11 protein-coding genes are annotated in these 14,540 nt (G+C 63.7%); 7 read left to right on the top strand and 4 right to left on the bottom strand.

Translation table 11 applies throughout. From position 1 onward, the window contains the following. The first annotated feature begins 328 nt into the window (after positions 1–328). From B0G73_RS40680 to fahA, 3 genes are read left to right on the top strand one after another with little or no spacing between them, the layout of a single operon-like run. Positions 329–481: a hypothetical protein gene (locus B0G73_RS40680; RefSeq protein ID WP_181196662.1), complete on the top strand. Its 153-nt coding sequence runs from the start codon at positions 329–331 to the stop codon at positions 479–481. Positions 482–515: 34 nt separating this feature from the next. Continuing rightward, complete coding sequence (hmgA, locus tag B0G73_RS28185) at positions 516–1,862, top strand: homogentisate 1,2-dioxygenase (protein WP_106284461.1); 1,347 nt, start codon at positions 516–518, stop codon at positions 1,860–1,862. Next, positions 1,859–3,169 carry a fumarylacetoacetase gene (gene fahA, locus B0G73_RS28180; RefSeq protein WP_106284460.1) on the top strand — a complete coding sequence of 437 codons (1,311 nt, stop codon included), beginning with the start codon at positions 1,859–1,861 and terminating at the stop codon, positions 3,167–3,169. The genes hmgA and fahA overlap by 4 nt, the downstream gene beginning before the upstream one ends. 300 nt (positions 3,170–3,469) lie before the next feature. Here the strand turns inward: fahA and B0G73_RS28175 are convergent, their stop codons facing one another. From B0G73_RS28175 to B0G73_RS28165, 3 genes are all read right to left on the bottom strand, one after another. Further along, positions 3,470–4,630, bottom strand: coding sequence for an MFS transporter (locus B0G73_RS28175; protein ID WP_106284459.1), 1,161 nt, complete (start codon positions 4,628–4,630; stop codon positions 3,470–3,472). Positions 4,631–4,703: 73 nt separating this feature from the next. Continuing rightward, entirely contained in the window at positions 4,704–5,870 is a 1,167-nt protein-coding gene (locus B0G73_RS28170) for an MFS transporter (protein WP_106284458.1), read from the bottom strand. A 185-nt stretch (positions 5,871–6,055) separates the two neighbouring features. Beyond that, the gene (locus B0G73_RS28165; RefSeq protein WP_106284517.1) at positions 6,056–6,910 is read right to left on the bottom strand and encodes a crotonase/enoyl-CoA hydratase family protein; all 855 of its coding nucleotides are present in this window, start codon (positions 6,908–6,910) and stop codon (positions 6,056–6,058) included. A gap of 92 nt (positions 6,911–7,002) precedes the next feature. Here B0G73_RS28165 and B0G73_RS28160 point away from each other — a divergent pair, with 92 nt between their 5' ends. Next, positions 7,003–7,617, top strand: coding sequence for a hypothetical protein (locus tag B0G73_RS28160; protein WP_106284457.1), 615 nt, complete (start codon positions 7,003–7,005; stop codon positions 7,615–7,617). Here B0G73_RS28160 and B0G73_RS28155 read toward each other — a convergent pair. After that, positions 7,614–8,612 carry a 2-hydroxyacid dehydrogenase gene (locus B0G73_RS28155; protein WP_106284456.1) on the bottom strand — a complete coding sequence of 333 codons (999 nt, stop codon included), beginning with the start codon at positions 8,610–8,612 and terminating at the stop codon, positions 7,614–7,616. The two genes, B0G73_RS28160 and B0G73_RS28155, sit on opposite strands and share 4 nt — an antisense overlap. A 528-nt stretch (positions 8,613–9,140) precedes the next feature. Between B0G73_RS28155 and aspT (B0G73_RS28150) the strand changes: the two genes are divergently transcribed. From aspT (B0G73_RS28150) to B0G73_RS28140, 3 genes are all read left to right on the top strand, one after another. After that, positions 9,141–10,823, top strand: a complete 1,683-nt coding sequence (gene aspT / locus B0G73_RS28150) for an aspartate-alanine antiporter (RefSeq protein WP_106284455.1) — start codon at positions 9,141–9,143, stop codon at positions 10,821–10,823. 146 nt (positions 10,824–10,969) lie between these two features. Beyond that, positions 10,970–12,652, top strand: a complete 1,683-nt coding sequence (gene aspT, locus B0G73_RS28145) for an aspartate-alanine antiporter (RefSeq protein WP_106284454.1) — start codon at positions 10,970–10,972, stop codon at positions 12,650–12,652. 92 nt (positions 12,653–12,744) lie between these two features. Next, positions 12,745–14,409, top strand: coding sequence for a bifunctional aspartate transaminase/aspartate 4-decarboxylase (locus tag B0G73_RS28140; protein WP_106284453.1), 1,665 nt, complete (start codon positions 12,745–12,747; stop codon positions 14,407–14,409). Positions 14,410–14,540 lie beyond the last annotated feature (131 nt).

The following is a 14,540-nucleotide window of genomic DNA, read 5'->3' as shown; positions in this document are numbered from 1 at the left end:
GCTCGGCGCGGGGCAACGCGACGCGATTGCCGCATTCATTGATGGTAGCAGTCCGCACCGTGCTTACATGAACAAATTGCTCATAACGTTATCCGCCGAACGCTTGTGCCCACGGGCGACCCGGGGATTTCAGGTGACGTTGCAGGGTTTACGTTAATTTCACTATTCGTAACTAGTTTTACTATACGTAAATTGCAATGCGATTGTGATGGCGGATAGGTCATGTCGTCCGCGCAGTTCATGCGCCGATCACAGTCGCTTGTGGGCGGTGTTCAACCCCGCTGCCACCAACGAACGTTCCATCCAGTCAGCATCAGGAGACGACCCAATGAGCGCGAACCCGGCCGCGGCCGCCGTCAATGTGATCGAGGTCGAGCACGTGCTCGGCGAAACGCATCACCCGGCGTTCCAGTTGCTGCTGCTCGCGCTGGCCGCCGCCACACGCCAACGCGGCCGGCCGTCCGAGCCGCGGACCGCGTGAAATGACGAGATCGAGTATCAACGGAGAACCTAGCATGGATACCCAAACCCGTACGCCGCACACAGGCAACTCGCGGCTCGAAATCGAGCCGGGCTATCAGTCGGGCTTCGCAAACGAATTCGCCACCGAGGCCTTGCCGGGTGCGTTGCCGCAAGGCCGCAATTCGCCGCAGCGCGCGGCTTATGGGCTATATGCCGAACAACTGTCGGGCACGGCCTTCACCGCGCCGCGTGGCCATAATCGCCGTTCGTGGTTGTACCGGATTCGTCCGGCGGCGGTGCATATGCCGTTCACGCAACTGCCTTCGGAGCGGCTCGTCGCCAACTTTGCCGAGGTGCCGCCGACGCCGCCCAATCAGTTGCGCTGGGACGCGTTGCCGATGCCGGCCGAGCCGACCGACTTCATCGACGGCTGGGTGACGATGGCGGGCAACGGCGCGGCGGAATCGATGAGCGGCTGCGCGATCCACCTGTACGCGGCGAACCGCTCGATGCAGGACCGCTTCTTCTATTCCGCCGACGGCGAATTGCTGATCGTGCCGCAGGAAGGACGTCTGCACATCGCGACCGAGCTCGGCAAGCTCGACGTCGAGCCCTTCGAAATCGCGGTGATTCCGCGCGGCGTGCGCTTCGCGGTGAGCCTGCCGGATGGCGCGGCGCGCGGCTACATCTGCGAGAACTTCGGGGCGTTGTTGCGTCTGCCGGATCTCGGGCCGATCGGCTCGAACGGCCTTGCCAATCCGCGAGATTTCCTTACGCCGCATGCGGCCTATGAAGACCGTGAGGGCGACTTCGAGTTGGTCGCCAAGATGAACGGCAACCTGTGGCGCGCGGACATCGGCCACTCGCCGCTCGACGTGGTCGCGTGGCACGGCAACTACGCGCCGTACAAGTACGATCTGCGCCGCTTCAACACGATCGGCTCGATCAGTTTCGACCATCCGGATCCGTCGATCTTCCTCGTGCTGCAATCGCAAACCGATACGGCGGGCGTCGATAGCATTGACTTCGTGATTTTCCCGCCGCGCTGGCTCGCCGCCGAAGATACGTTCCGCCCGCCATGGTTCCATCGCAACGTGGCGAGCGAGTTCATGGGCCTCGTGCATGGCGTGTACGACGCCAAGGCCGAAGGCTTCGTGCCGGGCGGCGCGAGCCTGCATAACTGCATGTCGGGTCATGGCCCGGATGCGGAGACGTTCGAGAAAGCCTCGCACAGCGATACGTCGACGCCGAAGAAAGTCGGCGACACGATGGCCTTCATGTTCGAAACCCGCACGCTGATCAAGCCGACGCGCTTCGCGCTCGAAACCGCGCAATTGCAGGCGCATTACTACGAGTGCTGGCAAGGGCTCACGAAACATTTCAACCCGGAGCAACGATGAACGCATTGAGCGATCTTCAGGCGACGCTCGATCCGTCGCGCAAGAGTTGGGTCGAGTCGGCCAACGATTCGGCCAACGACTTTTCGATTCAGAATCTACCGTTCGGTATTTTTAGCGACGACCTGAATGCGACGCGCCGCGTAGGCGTTGCGATCGGCGGCAGCATCGTCGACCTGGCCGCGCTCGAAAGCGCGGGTCTGTTGAGCGTGCCTTCGTCGAATGCCGGCGACAGCGTGTTCGTGCGCGACGCGCTGAACGATTTCATCGCACTCGGTCGTGACGCATGGCGCGGCGTGCGCATTCAGTTGAGCAAGCTGTTGTCACGCGATAACGCGACGTTGCGCGACGACGCCGAATTGCGTAGCCGCGCGCTGATCCGCCAGGTCGATGCGCAATTGCATCTGCCGCTGAAGATTCCAGGCTACACCGATTTCTATTCGTCGAAGGAGCATGCGACGAACGTCGGCTCGATGTTCCGTGATCCTAAGAATGCGCTGCTGCCGAACTGGTCAGAGATGCCGATCGGTTACAACGGACGCGCGTCGTCGGTGGTGGTGAGCGGCACGCCGGTGCGTCGTCCTAATGGGCAGTTGAAGTTGCCGGATCAGGATCGTCCCGTGTTCGGTGCGTGTCGCAAGCTGGATATCGAACTGGAAACCGGCTTCGTGATCGGCGCGGGCAATGCATTGGGCGAGCCGGTGGCGTGCGCGAATGCCGAAGCGCATATCTTCGGTATGGTGCTGTTGAACGACTGGAGTGCGCGCGATATCCAGCAGTGGGAATACGTGCCGCTCGGACCGTTCAATTCGAAGACCTTCGCGACCACGGTCTCGCCGTGGATCGTGACGCTCGACGCGCTGGAACCGTTCCGCGTCGCGCAGCCGGCGCAGGAACCGCAGCCGCTTGCGTATCTGCGTCACGACGGCGACCATGCCTTTGATATCACGCTGGAAGTGACGCTGCGCCCGCAGCAGGCGAAGCAGGCGAGCACGATCTCGCGAACCAACTTCAAGCACATGTACTGGACGATGGCGCAGCAACTCGCGCATCACACGGTGTCGGGCTGCAATACCCGCGTGGGCGATCTGATGGGCTCGGGCACGATCAGTGGACCGACGGAGGACTCGTTCGGCAGCCTGCTGGAATTGACGTGGAACGGCAAGAACCCGCTGGAGTTGCAGGAAGGCGGCACGCGCAGTTTCATCGAAGACGGCGATGAGTTGACGCTTGCCGGTTGGTGCCAGGGTGACGGTTATCGTGTGGGTTTCGGCGCGTGTGTCGGGGAGATTTTGCCGGCGTTGAAGTAAGGCTGTTATAGCGGGCGAGGCGCACGCAACGTGCATAACAAAAACGGGGAAGCCACGAGCAATGGCTTCCCCGTTTTGTTTTTCACGCGTCATCTTGCGCGGCGCCAGAGTCTGTTGATCGACCCGCGACCCGCGACCCCCGACCCCCGACCCGCGACCCGCGACCCGCGACCCGCGACCCGCGATGCGCGATCCGCACTCGCGCCTCTCTCCAAGCCACGACGACAAACGCCAAATCATCGGGGAGCAGCACGTCCGCCGTCGCATCGCTGCCGGCGCCGCACCAGGGTCAGCAGCCGATCAACCCGCGATCCGCACCAGCACCCGCCGTCTCTCCCACCAAACCGCCACCAGAAAAGCCAGCGCCGCAGCAAGCAGCACACCGACCATCGCGTCATTCCCGACGCCCTTCATCAGCGCACCAGCCACCAGCGGCCCACCGAAACTCGCCGCGCTCCACGACGCGCCCACCAGCGAACTCGCGGACACCAGCGCAACACCGCGAAAGCGTTCGCCGCAGGCAACCAGCGACAGCGTATAAATCGCGCCCGCCGCCGCGCCGAGCACATAGAGCAGCGGCCAGCATAGCCACGGCGAGGTGATCGCCCACGGCAGCCAGGGCAGCAGCGCCACGACGATCACACCGCAACCGATATGCACGCGTTCACGTCCGAGCCGGTCGGCGAGCCAGCCGATCGGGAATTGCATCGTCGTGTCGCCGAGCAGCAGTGCCGACGCGAACAGCACGGCCACTTCGCTCGTGATGCCGTGCGACATCGCAAAGAGCGGCAGCAGCGAGAGCGCGATCGTGTCGAACAACGCGAAGAAGCCGGTGCCGATCGCGAGCGCCGGCATCAGCGGCAAAACATGACGCCAACTGCCGTGCGCCGCGTGCTCGTCCTCGGACGCTTGCGGGGTCTTGCGAATCGTGGCGAGCATCGGCAGCGCCAGCAGAAAGATCGCGCCGCAAATCAGGAAGCGCCATTGCGTGAAGCCGGCGATCTGACTCACCAGCACCGGACCGGCCATCTGGAACAGCGTGAAGTTGGTCGCGTAAATGGCGATGACGCGGCCGCGCGTGGCATCGTCGGCCAATTGATTGACCCAGGCTTCGCCGATCGTGAAGAGGAGCATCAACGCGGCGCCGCACAGCACGCGCAGCACGGCCCACAGCCACAGGTTCGAGGTGAGTTGCATCAGCGCGGTGGCGAACGCCACCACCAGTACGGCGCCGACGATCACCTGGCGGCCGCCGAAACGCGCCGCGATCCATCCCGCGAGCGGCACGATGACGAGCCCACCGCCCGCTTGCGCGACGGTCAGCAGGCCGACCACATCGGTGCCGTAGCCGGCTTGCGTGAGCGCGAGGGCGGTGAGGGGAAGCGTCGCGCCGCTGCCGAGTCCGACGACGGCGACGCTCAGGATCAAAGCGAGGAAATCGCGAGTGAAGATGACTTTCATCGGCCGAGATGCTACTACGGCCGTGAGTCAACCGCACCTGTGCGCGGCTTGAGAGGAGCGCGGAGAAGGGCGCTTAGCCCGCCATCGCCATGCGTTGTGCGCGCCGGTCGATCGACACCGACCACAGCGTCAGCACCAGCGCGCCGATCGACGTCGCCACGCCGACCCACGGCAGCGTCGTGAGCGGAGCGCCCGCGCCGATCGCCACGCCGCCGAGCCAGGCACCCGTCGCATTGCCGAGGTTGAAGGCGCCTTGATTCAACGTCGAAGCCAGATTCGGCGCATGGCTCGCGCGGTCGACGATCAGCATTTGCAGCGGCGGCACGATCGCAAAGGCCAGAATGCCCCACACGAAAATCGTGATCATCGCCGGGATCTCCGCATGCATGGTGCCGGCGAAGATGGTCAGGATCACGACGATCGCCAACAGGAACGCCACCAGCGATGGCATCAGCCGCCAGTCGGCGAGCTTGCCACCGAGCGTGCTGCCCACCGTCAGGCCGAGGCCGAACAGCAGCAGTACAAGCGTGACCGCGTGCGGCGTAAAGCCGGTCACGTCTTCGAGAATCGGCGTGATGTACGTGAAGGTGGAAAAGAGGCTCGCCGACGCGAGCACGCTGATGCCGAGCACCATCAGCACCTGCGGGTTCTTCAGCACGCTGAATTCGCGCACGAGGCTGGCCTTCTGCATCTCGATCTTCGCCGGCAGGCACACGGCGAGCGCGGCCGCCGCGACGACGCCAATACCCGTCACCGCCCAGAACGTGGCGCGCCAGCCCACCGCCTGGCCGAGCGCGGTGCCGAGCGGCACGCCCAGCACGTTGGCGAGCGTGAGGCCCGTGAACATCAACGCGATGGCTTGCGCGCGGCGGTTCGGCGCGACGAGGCCGGCGGCCACCACGGAGCCGATGCCGAAGAACGCGCCATGGCAGAACGCCGTCACGATGCGTGCGGCCATCAGCACCGCATAGCCCGGCGCCACCGCGCACAGCAGATTGCCGACGATGAACACGCCGATCAGGCTCATCAGCGCCTTCTTGCGCGGCATGTTGGCGACCGCGATCGCGACGCTCGGCGCGCCGATGGTCACGCCGAGCGCATACGCCGACACCAGCATGCCGGCCGCCGGGATCGACACGGACAGGTCGCGCGCGACATCGGGCAACAACCCCATGATTACGAATTCGGTGGTACCGATTCCAAACGCGGCAACGGCAAGGGCGAGCAGAGGTAAAGGCATGATGAAGGAGCGCGAATCGGCGCGACAGGAGGCGTCGCGCGGCCGGCACGCGTTTTCGGGGCGAAAACGCGTGCGCCGTACAGGGGTAAAACAGTAGGGGATTCTACCTAAGTCAAAACGGGCTTGCTGAGCGTCAATGGTGGTGTTGTTTTTTGCTGATAGGTGCGCCAGCCCTCGTCGCGTGCTTAATGTTTGCCGCTGCCGTCTCCGCTGCCGTCTCCGCTGCCGCCGTCGCCGCCTCGCGTCTCGCCATGACGGCCGGCGCCGCTGGTGAATTGCGCCGCGCCCGCCACGCCTTCGTCGAAAACCGCCTGATAGCCGCCGGCGCCTTCGCGGCGCAATGCTTCGGCGAGATCGTCGAGCATGCTGTTTTCCAACACCGAACGGCGGTCGGCGAGCAACGCAGCCTGCGGAAATGCAGCCAGTTCGGCGGCCAGCTGCTCGGCCGCCGCGCGTGCCGTGCCCTTCGGTACGACACGATTGGCGAGGCCGAAGCTGAAAGCTTCCTGCGCGTTCACCGCGCGGCCGGTCAGGATCAGGTCGAGCGCACGTGACTGTCCGATCAAGCGCGGCAAGCGGATCGTGCCGCCATCGATCAGCGGAATTCCGACGCGCCGGCAGAACACGCCGAGCACCGCGTCGTCCTCGACGACTCTGAGATCGCACAGCGCCGCCAGCTCCAGTCCGCCCGCCACCGCATAGCCGGCAATCGCGGCAATCACCGGCTTGCTGAAGCTCATCCGGGTCGGTCCCATCGGACCCGGGCCGCTGCCGTCGGCGTGCAGCTCGTTGCGGCGAGTGTCGTCGGCGAGAGCGGTCAGGTCCGCGCCCGCGCAAAAGGTGCCGCCCGCGCCGAACAGCACCGCCGCGCGCCACGCGGGCTCCGCCTCGAAGCGGGCAAACGCGGCGCTGAGCGCCTCGGCGACAGGACGATCCACAGCATTTCGACGCGCGGGACGCTCAAGGACGATCGTGGCCACGCCGATATCCCGATCAGCTTCGATGCGCACGTGGTCATTGAAATTTTGCGTGGTTATCATCGTTGTCACCGTAGAAGTCATCAGCGTCTGCCCGCTTGTCGCGGGGTTGTGAGCAGTGTGCTCATGCAGAGTAATTAATACCGTGGCCTGTCATGCTTCTTACACAATCGGCTCGTAGCGTAAGCGCTCTCCTAACGCGCTGGCGCCTGTTCGCCAGCTTATCGAGCCTGCTTTTGCCCTTGTCCAATTCATCGTCAGCCGCCGCGCCGGCTTGTGCCGAAACGGTCTGGACCGTGCCTCTGCAAGAGCATCCATGGTACGACCATGTGCGCCTGAAACGCGTATTCGTCACGGACGGCACGCGGCATCAGGTCGTACTCGTCGACGTGCGCAAGCTGCTCGCGTGCGCCGATCGCGACAATACCGATTACGTGCTGAAGCCGGTCGCCGAATGGCATTCGGGCAAGGTGCGCGGCATTCGCGAGTTTCTCGATCCGGAGAATCCGCGTATTCCGCAGATGCCGTACGTGACCATCTCGACGCGTCGCGCGCCGGGTGTGCTGGGCTGGTTCGGACTGGAGCGCGAAGGCGTGGTGGCGTTTCGCAACGGCCAGCATCGTGCGCGCTATCTTGCCGATGCGGGCGCGCGCTGGTTTCCGGTCGAAGTGCACGAGCGCGAGGCGAGCTTGCTGCGCGAACTCTGCGGCGCCGCGGACGACGCGCGCACCGTGGTCCGCGCGACGCCGCTGAACACCGGCGGCGTCTAGGCAGGCGCGCGCACCACGTTGCGCGGCGTGCCGGCCTGCCACGCCGCGACGTTGTCCAGCGTGGTCAGGGCGATCTCGTTCATCGCCTCGCGCGTGAAGAACGCCTGATGCGCGGTGACGATCACGTTCGGGAACATCAACAGACGCGCAAGCACATCGTCCTGCAACGGCAGGTTCGAGTGATCCTCGAAGAACAGGCCGCCTTCTTCCTCGTACACATCGAGCCCGAGGTGGCCGAGTCGGCCATCTTTCAGGGCGCCGATCAGCGCATTGCTTTCGACGAGGCCGCCACGGCCGGTATTGATCAGCATCGCGCCGCGCTTCATCTTGGCGAGCGCAGGGCCGTCGATGAGATGGTACGTGTCCGGCACCAGCGGGCAATGCAGGCTGACCACGTCGGCTTCGGCGAGCAGCGTGTCGAGCGGCACGTAGCGCGCGCCGAGCGCGAGCAGGTCGTCGGCGGGCTTGCCGGGATCGTAGGCGAGCACCTGCATGCCGAAGCCCGCCATGATGCGCCCGAATACGCGGCCGATCATGCCGGTGCCGATCACACCCACGGTCTTGCCATGCAGATCGAAACCGAGCAGACCGTGCAGCGAAAAGTCGCCTTCGCGTGTACGTGCGACGGCGCGCGGCAGCCGCCGGTTCAGCGCCAGAATCAAGCCGACCGCATGTTCGGCCACTGCGTGCGGCGAATAGGCCGGCACCCGCGCGACGGGGATGCCGAGACGCTCGGCCGCGGCCAGATCGACGTGATTGAAGCCCGCCGAACGCAGCGCGATCATGCGCGTGCCGCCGGCATGAAGCCGCTCCAGTACCGCCGCGTCGACGTTGTCGTTGACGAACGGACACACCACGTCGTAGCCCTGCGCGAGAATGGCCGTCTCGCTGTCGAGGTGCGACTCCTGGCAGTGCAGTTCATAGCGATGCGCGGCATTGGCTTCGGTGAACGTGTCGCGGTCGTATTGACGGCTGCTGAACAGGATCATGCGCATGTGGGCTCCGAAGAATGCGTGCCGGCGCTAATAGAGAAACAGACTCAGGGCGCGGCGGACGAGCGCTCCAGTATAGGTTAGCCATGCGGACGCACTGCATTGCAATCCATCCGCGTTTGCTAAAAATCATTCTTTTGCGAAGTCGAACGAAAACGCGAGTTAAAAAATAATATTGACAGCCACACAAAATTACAATATTTATTAAAAAGCAGTTCCAAAAATGCATGTTCACTCATGCTGTAATAAATTGGCCATCAGCAGACGATGTCTTTTTCAAGGCGCAAGGCAACTTCGCGAGGAAAGAGTGACTGTCGAGCTATCGGAAGACCGTTTCAATGCGTGCCGCTGCAGTGCGGCAAATCAGCTCGGGTGCGACGCGCGTCATTTTACTGCCATAAATTAAATTTTCACTCAATCGCGATGCTGATTGAGTGATGCGTGCGTCAAATCGCGACGAATTAATTCACTCGAGTTCTTCAAGTGGTTATTCAGTCTCCTGCTAATAAACCCGTCAATGGGCGAGTCAACATGATCGGTGAATTGCTGAGATCTCAACCGGAGATCGCGCTGTTCGCAAGTCTCGCAATTGGATATTTCATTGGTTCGTTCCGCATCGGTCCGATTCAGCTCGGCGGCGTGTGCGGCACGCTGATCGTCGCGTTGCTGTTAGGCCAGACAGGCGCGCGCATCGCGCCCGATCTGAAGAACATCGCTTTCGCGCTGTTCATTTTCGCGCTGGGCTTTACCGGCGGGCCGCAGTTCTTTGCCAACATTGGCCGCGGCTGGCGCTATGGGTTGCTGTCGGTGGTCGAGATCGTGTCGGTGCTGGTGCTGATCATGATCGCGGTGGCCGTCATGCGGCTCGATGCCGGCACCGCGGCCGGCCTGCTGGCCGGCGCCGCGACGGAATCCGCCGTGATCGGCACGGCGTCCGAGGCGATCGCCAAGCTCGGCTTCGGCGACGCGGAAACGGTCCGCCTGCAGGCCAATATCGTGACCGCGTACAGCGTGAGCTACCTGTTCGGCCTGATCACCATCGTGCTTTTTACGAGCCAGTTCGCGCCGCTGCTGCTGCGCGTCAATCTGCGCGACGAAGCCGAGCGCGTGTGGCGCAAGCTCGGCGGCGAAGGCTCGTTCGGCGAGGGTCAGCGCGCGGCAGCGCCCGCGCTGGTGGGGCGGGCGTTTCTCGTCGGCGCGGCGGCTGGCGCGACGATCCAGGCGTTCGAACAGCAGTACGGCTTCAACCTGACAGTCGAGCGCGTGCGGCGCAACGGCGCGAACCTGCCGGCCGAACCGCAACTGACCCTCGCGCCCCACGACGTCATTCTGCTGGCGGGGCGGCGTGAAGCGATCGTAGCGGCCGCCGCCAGTCTCGGCGACGAAGTGGGCGGCGCGGACTTCGGTCTCGTGATCGCCGAACAGGTCGATGTGGTGCTGACGCGCCGCGATCTGCATGGCCGGACCATCGCTCAGGTGCGCGAACAGGCCACGCCGGAAAACGGCCGGGGCATCTACATCGCGGCGGTCACGCGGCTCGAAACCACGGTGCCGGCGCTACCCGGCACCGAACTGAACCGCGGCGATGTACTGACGCTGGTGGGCGCCAAGGCCGATGTCGAACGCGGTGCGCGGCGTCTGGGCTACATGCTCGTTGCGACGCAGAAGACCGACTTCGTCTATCTGGCTCTGGGCGTGCTGGTCGGTATGGCGATCGGCCATCTTGGCGGACGGGTGGGCGGCGTCTCGGTCGCGCTCGGCACCGGTGGCGGTTGTTTGCTGTCGGGGCTGCTGTTCGGCTGGATCCGTTCGCGGTATCCGCTGATCGGTTCGCTGCCTTCGGCGGCCGCGCAAATCCTCAAGGACTTCGGTCTCGCCACTTTCATTGCGGCAGTCGGGCTGTCGGCGGGACCGGACGCCATCAAGCTGGTGCGTGAATACGGTCTCGCGTTGCCGGTGGCCGGGATTCTGATGGTGCTCGTGCCGGGACTGCTGTCGTTATGGATCGGCCGCATGTTCCTCAAGCTCGAGGCGCCCATGCTGCTCGGCGCGATTGCCGGCCAGCAATGCAGCACACCCGCGATCAGCGCACTAGTGGGCGTCACGGGAAATTCCACACCCGTGATCGGCTACACGATCACGTATGCACTCTCGAACATTCTGTTGCCGCTGATGGGTCCGGTCGTAGTCGGCCTCGCCGGGAAATTCCACTAGGCGGGCAGATGTACCGGATGTGGCGCGCCGTGCCACGTTCGGTCGATGTGGCAGGCGGCGTGCGGCGCGCGACTCGATGGCGCTCCCTGTGCGCAGGGCGCACCCAGTAAAGTACTCAGGATCGCAAACTATCCAGCGAGGGCACGATGGACTGGCTACATCACATCTTTCAGAAATCACCCGAGATTGCGCTGTTTCTGTCGCTCGCAGTCGGCTACTTCATCGGGCAGATCAACTTCGGCAAGTTCCAGTTGGGCGGCGTGGGCGGGTCGCTGCTGGCCGCGGTCGTGATCAGTCAGGCAGGCGTGACGATCGATAACGGCGTGAAGGCGGTCATGTTCGCCGTCTTCATCTACGCGGTCGGCTATGACTCCGGGCCGGGGTTCTTCAACTCATTGAACCGCAAGACGCTGCGCGAGATCGCGATGGCCGTGTTTCTGGCGGTTAGCGCGCTAGCCACCGTGGTCATCTGCGCGAAGCTGTTCCACCTGAACAAGGGGCTCGCCGCCGGGCTCGCGGGCGGCGCGCTGACCCAATCGGCCATTATCGGCACGGCGGGCGACGCGATCGCGCGTCTCGGCTTGCCCGCCGATCAGGTCAAGTCGCTGCAATCGGACGTGGCGATCGCGTACGCGGTGACCTACGTGTTCGGCTCGCTGGGCGCGATCATCGTGTGCGTGAATATTCTGCCTAAATTCATGGGCCAAAGTTTGCGCGACGCCTCGATTCAGGCGGAACGCGAGTTGACGTCAGGCGCGCCGTCTATCGCGCCGGGGCAGCTCTCGGCGTTGCCCGAGATGGTCGGCCGCGCGTACAAGATCGATGTCAGCGCCGGCAAAACGGTGAAGGACGTCGAAACCCAGCACCAGGACCTTTTGACGATCGAGCGGATCAAGCGCGATGGCCACCAACTCGACCCGGCGCCCGACCTCGTATTGAAGCCCGATGACGTGGTGCTGGTGGTGGGCCGTCGCGAGGGCGTGGTCGCGTTTGGCGCGAGCGGCGGCGAGGTGGCCACCGTCGAGGACGTCGGCGTCGTCATGCAGACACGTCAAGGCGTGTTCACGCGCAAGGGCATGAATCACACCACGATCGCCGCCGCGCGAGAATTGTTGGACCGCGATATGCGTCACGGTGTCTACATCCAGGGTATTTCGCGCGCCGGTCAGCCACTGCCGATCCTGCCGGAAACCCAACTCGAGCACGGCGACGTCCTCACCTTCTATGGGTCGCCGAAAGACACCAAGCGCGCCGTCGACATCGCCGGCTACGAGCTGCCTTACAGCATCAAAACCGACTTCATCTACATGGGCGTCGGCCTCGTGCTCGGTTTGCTGATCGGGTTGATCGTCATCAACGTCGGCGGCATTCCGCTCACGCTCGGCTCGGGCGGCGGCTGTCTGCTGGCCGGACTGCTGTTCGGCTGGATGCGCGGCAAGCATCCCATGTACGGCGTGATGCCGTCGGCGGCTTCCCGGCTGCTGCAGGATTTCGGTCTCGCGGCGTTCGTGGTGGTGGTGGGGCTCAACTCCGGCTTGCAGGCCGTGGTGACGGTCAAGCAGCTCGGCATCACGATTTTCCTGCTCGGCGTGTTCGTCACGCTGTTTCCGCTGTTGCTCACCATGCTGTTCGGCCGCTATGTCCTGAAGTACAACAACGCAGCCATTCTGGCCGGCGCGCTGGCCGGCTCGCGCAGCGCGAATCCCGCATTCGGCGGCGTGCTCGACAAGGCGGAAAGCGCCGTGCCGACCGTGCCGTTCGCGATCACGTACGCCATCGCGAACGTCGCGCTGACGCTGCTCGGGCCGCTCGTGGTCGGGCTTGTCTAGCGCGGGCATCCATCGATCTCTCTTGCGCCGGCGCTCATCGGGCGATCATCGCCGCGCCGGCGTCTTTCACTTGACTCATCGGAGAACGCATCATGGCAAAAGACAAGGGCGACAAGAAGCACGCAGATATGGCACAAGCAGGCATGGCCGCGCTCAGCCCGTTCGAATTGAAGGACGAACTGATCAAGGCGGCCGGTGGCGGCGCCGTGGAGCGGCCAGCGAATGCGGCGATGCTCAACGCCGGCCGCGGCAACCCCAATTTTCTGGCGACGATTCCGCGCCACGGCTTCTGGCAACTCGGCCTCTTTGCGATGCGCGAATCGGAGCGCTCGTTTGCCTACATGCCGGAAGGCGTGGGCGGCTTTCCGCGACGCGAGGGCCTCGAAGAACGCTTCGATCTGTTTTTGCGCGAAAACAGGGGCGTGCCGGGCGTCGACTTCCTGCGCGGCGCCGTGTCGTACGTGCGCGATCAGTTGGGATACTCGGCGGGCGACTTCCTGTATGAAATGTGCGAAGGCATTCTTGCGTCGAACTATCCGGTGCCGGACCGCATGCTCAAGCTGTCCGAACTGATCGTCGGGCAGTATCTGCGCAAGGAGATGATCGGCGATCATCCGTTTGTCGGCGAGTTCGACGTGTTCGCGGTGGAAGGCGGCACGGCGGCGATGACGTACATCTTCAACTCGATGCGCGAGAACCATCTGATCAAGGAAGGCGACACGATCGCGCTCGGCATGCCGATTTTCACGCCGTACATCGAGATTCCGCGACTGAACGACTACAGGCTCAACGTGGTGAATCTCGAAGCCGACGTCGCGAACGGCTGGCAGTATTCGAAGAAGGAACTCGACAAGCTACGCGATCCGAAGGTGAAGGCGTTCTTCCTCGTGAATCCGAGCAATCCGCCTTCGGTGAAGATCGATGACGAAAGCCTTCAATACATCGCCGACATCGTCAAGGAACGGCCCGATCTGATCCTGCTCACCGACGACGTGTACGGCACCTTTGCCGACAACTTCGTATCGCTATTCGCGCTCGCGCCGAAGAACACCATTCTCGTGTACTCGTACTCGAAGTACTTCGGCGCGACCGGCTGGCGTCTTGGCACCATCGCGACGCACCGCGACAACGTGCTCGACAAACTGATTGCCGACTTGCCGAAGGACGCGAAGAAGCAGTTGCACGAGCGTTACGAATCGATCACGACGGAGCCGGACAAGCTCAAGTTTATCGATCGCCTCGTGGCCGACAGCCGTACCGTCGCGCTGAATCACACGGCGGGTTTGTCGACGCCGCAGCAGGTGCAGATGGTGCTGTTTTCGCTGTTCTCGCTGATGGACACGCCCGACGCATACAAGAACGCGTTGAAGCGGCTGATCCGCAAGCGCAAGCAGGCGCTCTACGAAGAGGTCGGCATTTCGTTCGCGGACGACGACCCTAACCAGGTCGACTACTACACGATTCTCGACGTCGAATTCTTCGGCGAGCGGATGTTCGGACGCGAGTTCGTCGACTGGTTGCTGAAGAATGCCGAGCCTTCCGAGTTGCTGTTCCGGCTCGCCCGCGAAGCTCGCGTCGTGCTGTTGCCGGGCCGTGGCTTCGGCACGCAGCATCCGTCGGGGCGTGTGTCGCTGGCGAACCTCAACGAGTCCGACTACCGGCAGATCGGCCGTGCCGTGCGCAAGTTGATGGAAGACTATGTGGAGCGTTTCAATGCGGCGACCGGCAAGAAACTCGACAAGACGAAGGTGAAGTAACGGCGCGGCTCGCCGCGTTGCCTCGCTAACAAGCATAGTCAAAAAACTTGCGCAATCGCGCGGATCGGTGAATGATCGAACAGGCGGCCTCGTCAGCGTCCATGCTGGCGGGGCCGTTTGCTCCTTTGCGT

This window comes from Paraburkholderia sp. BL25I1N1, assembly GCF_003002025.1.
Lineage (GTDB): Bacteria > Pseudomonadota > Gammaproteobacteria > Burkholderiales > Burkholderiaceae > Paraburkholderia.
This window is presented reverse-complemented; position numbering and strand designations above follow the sequence as displayed.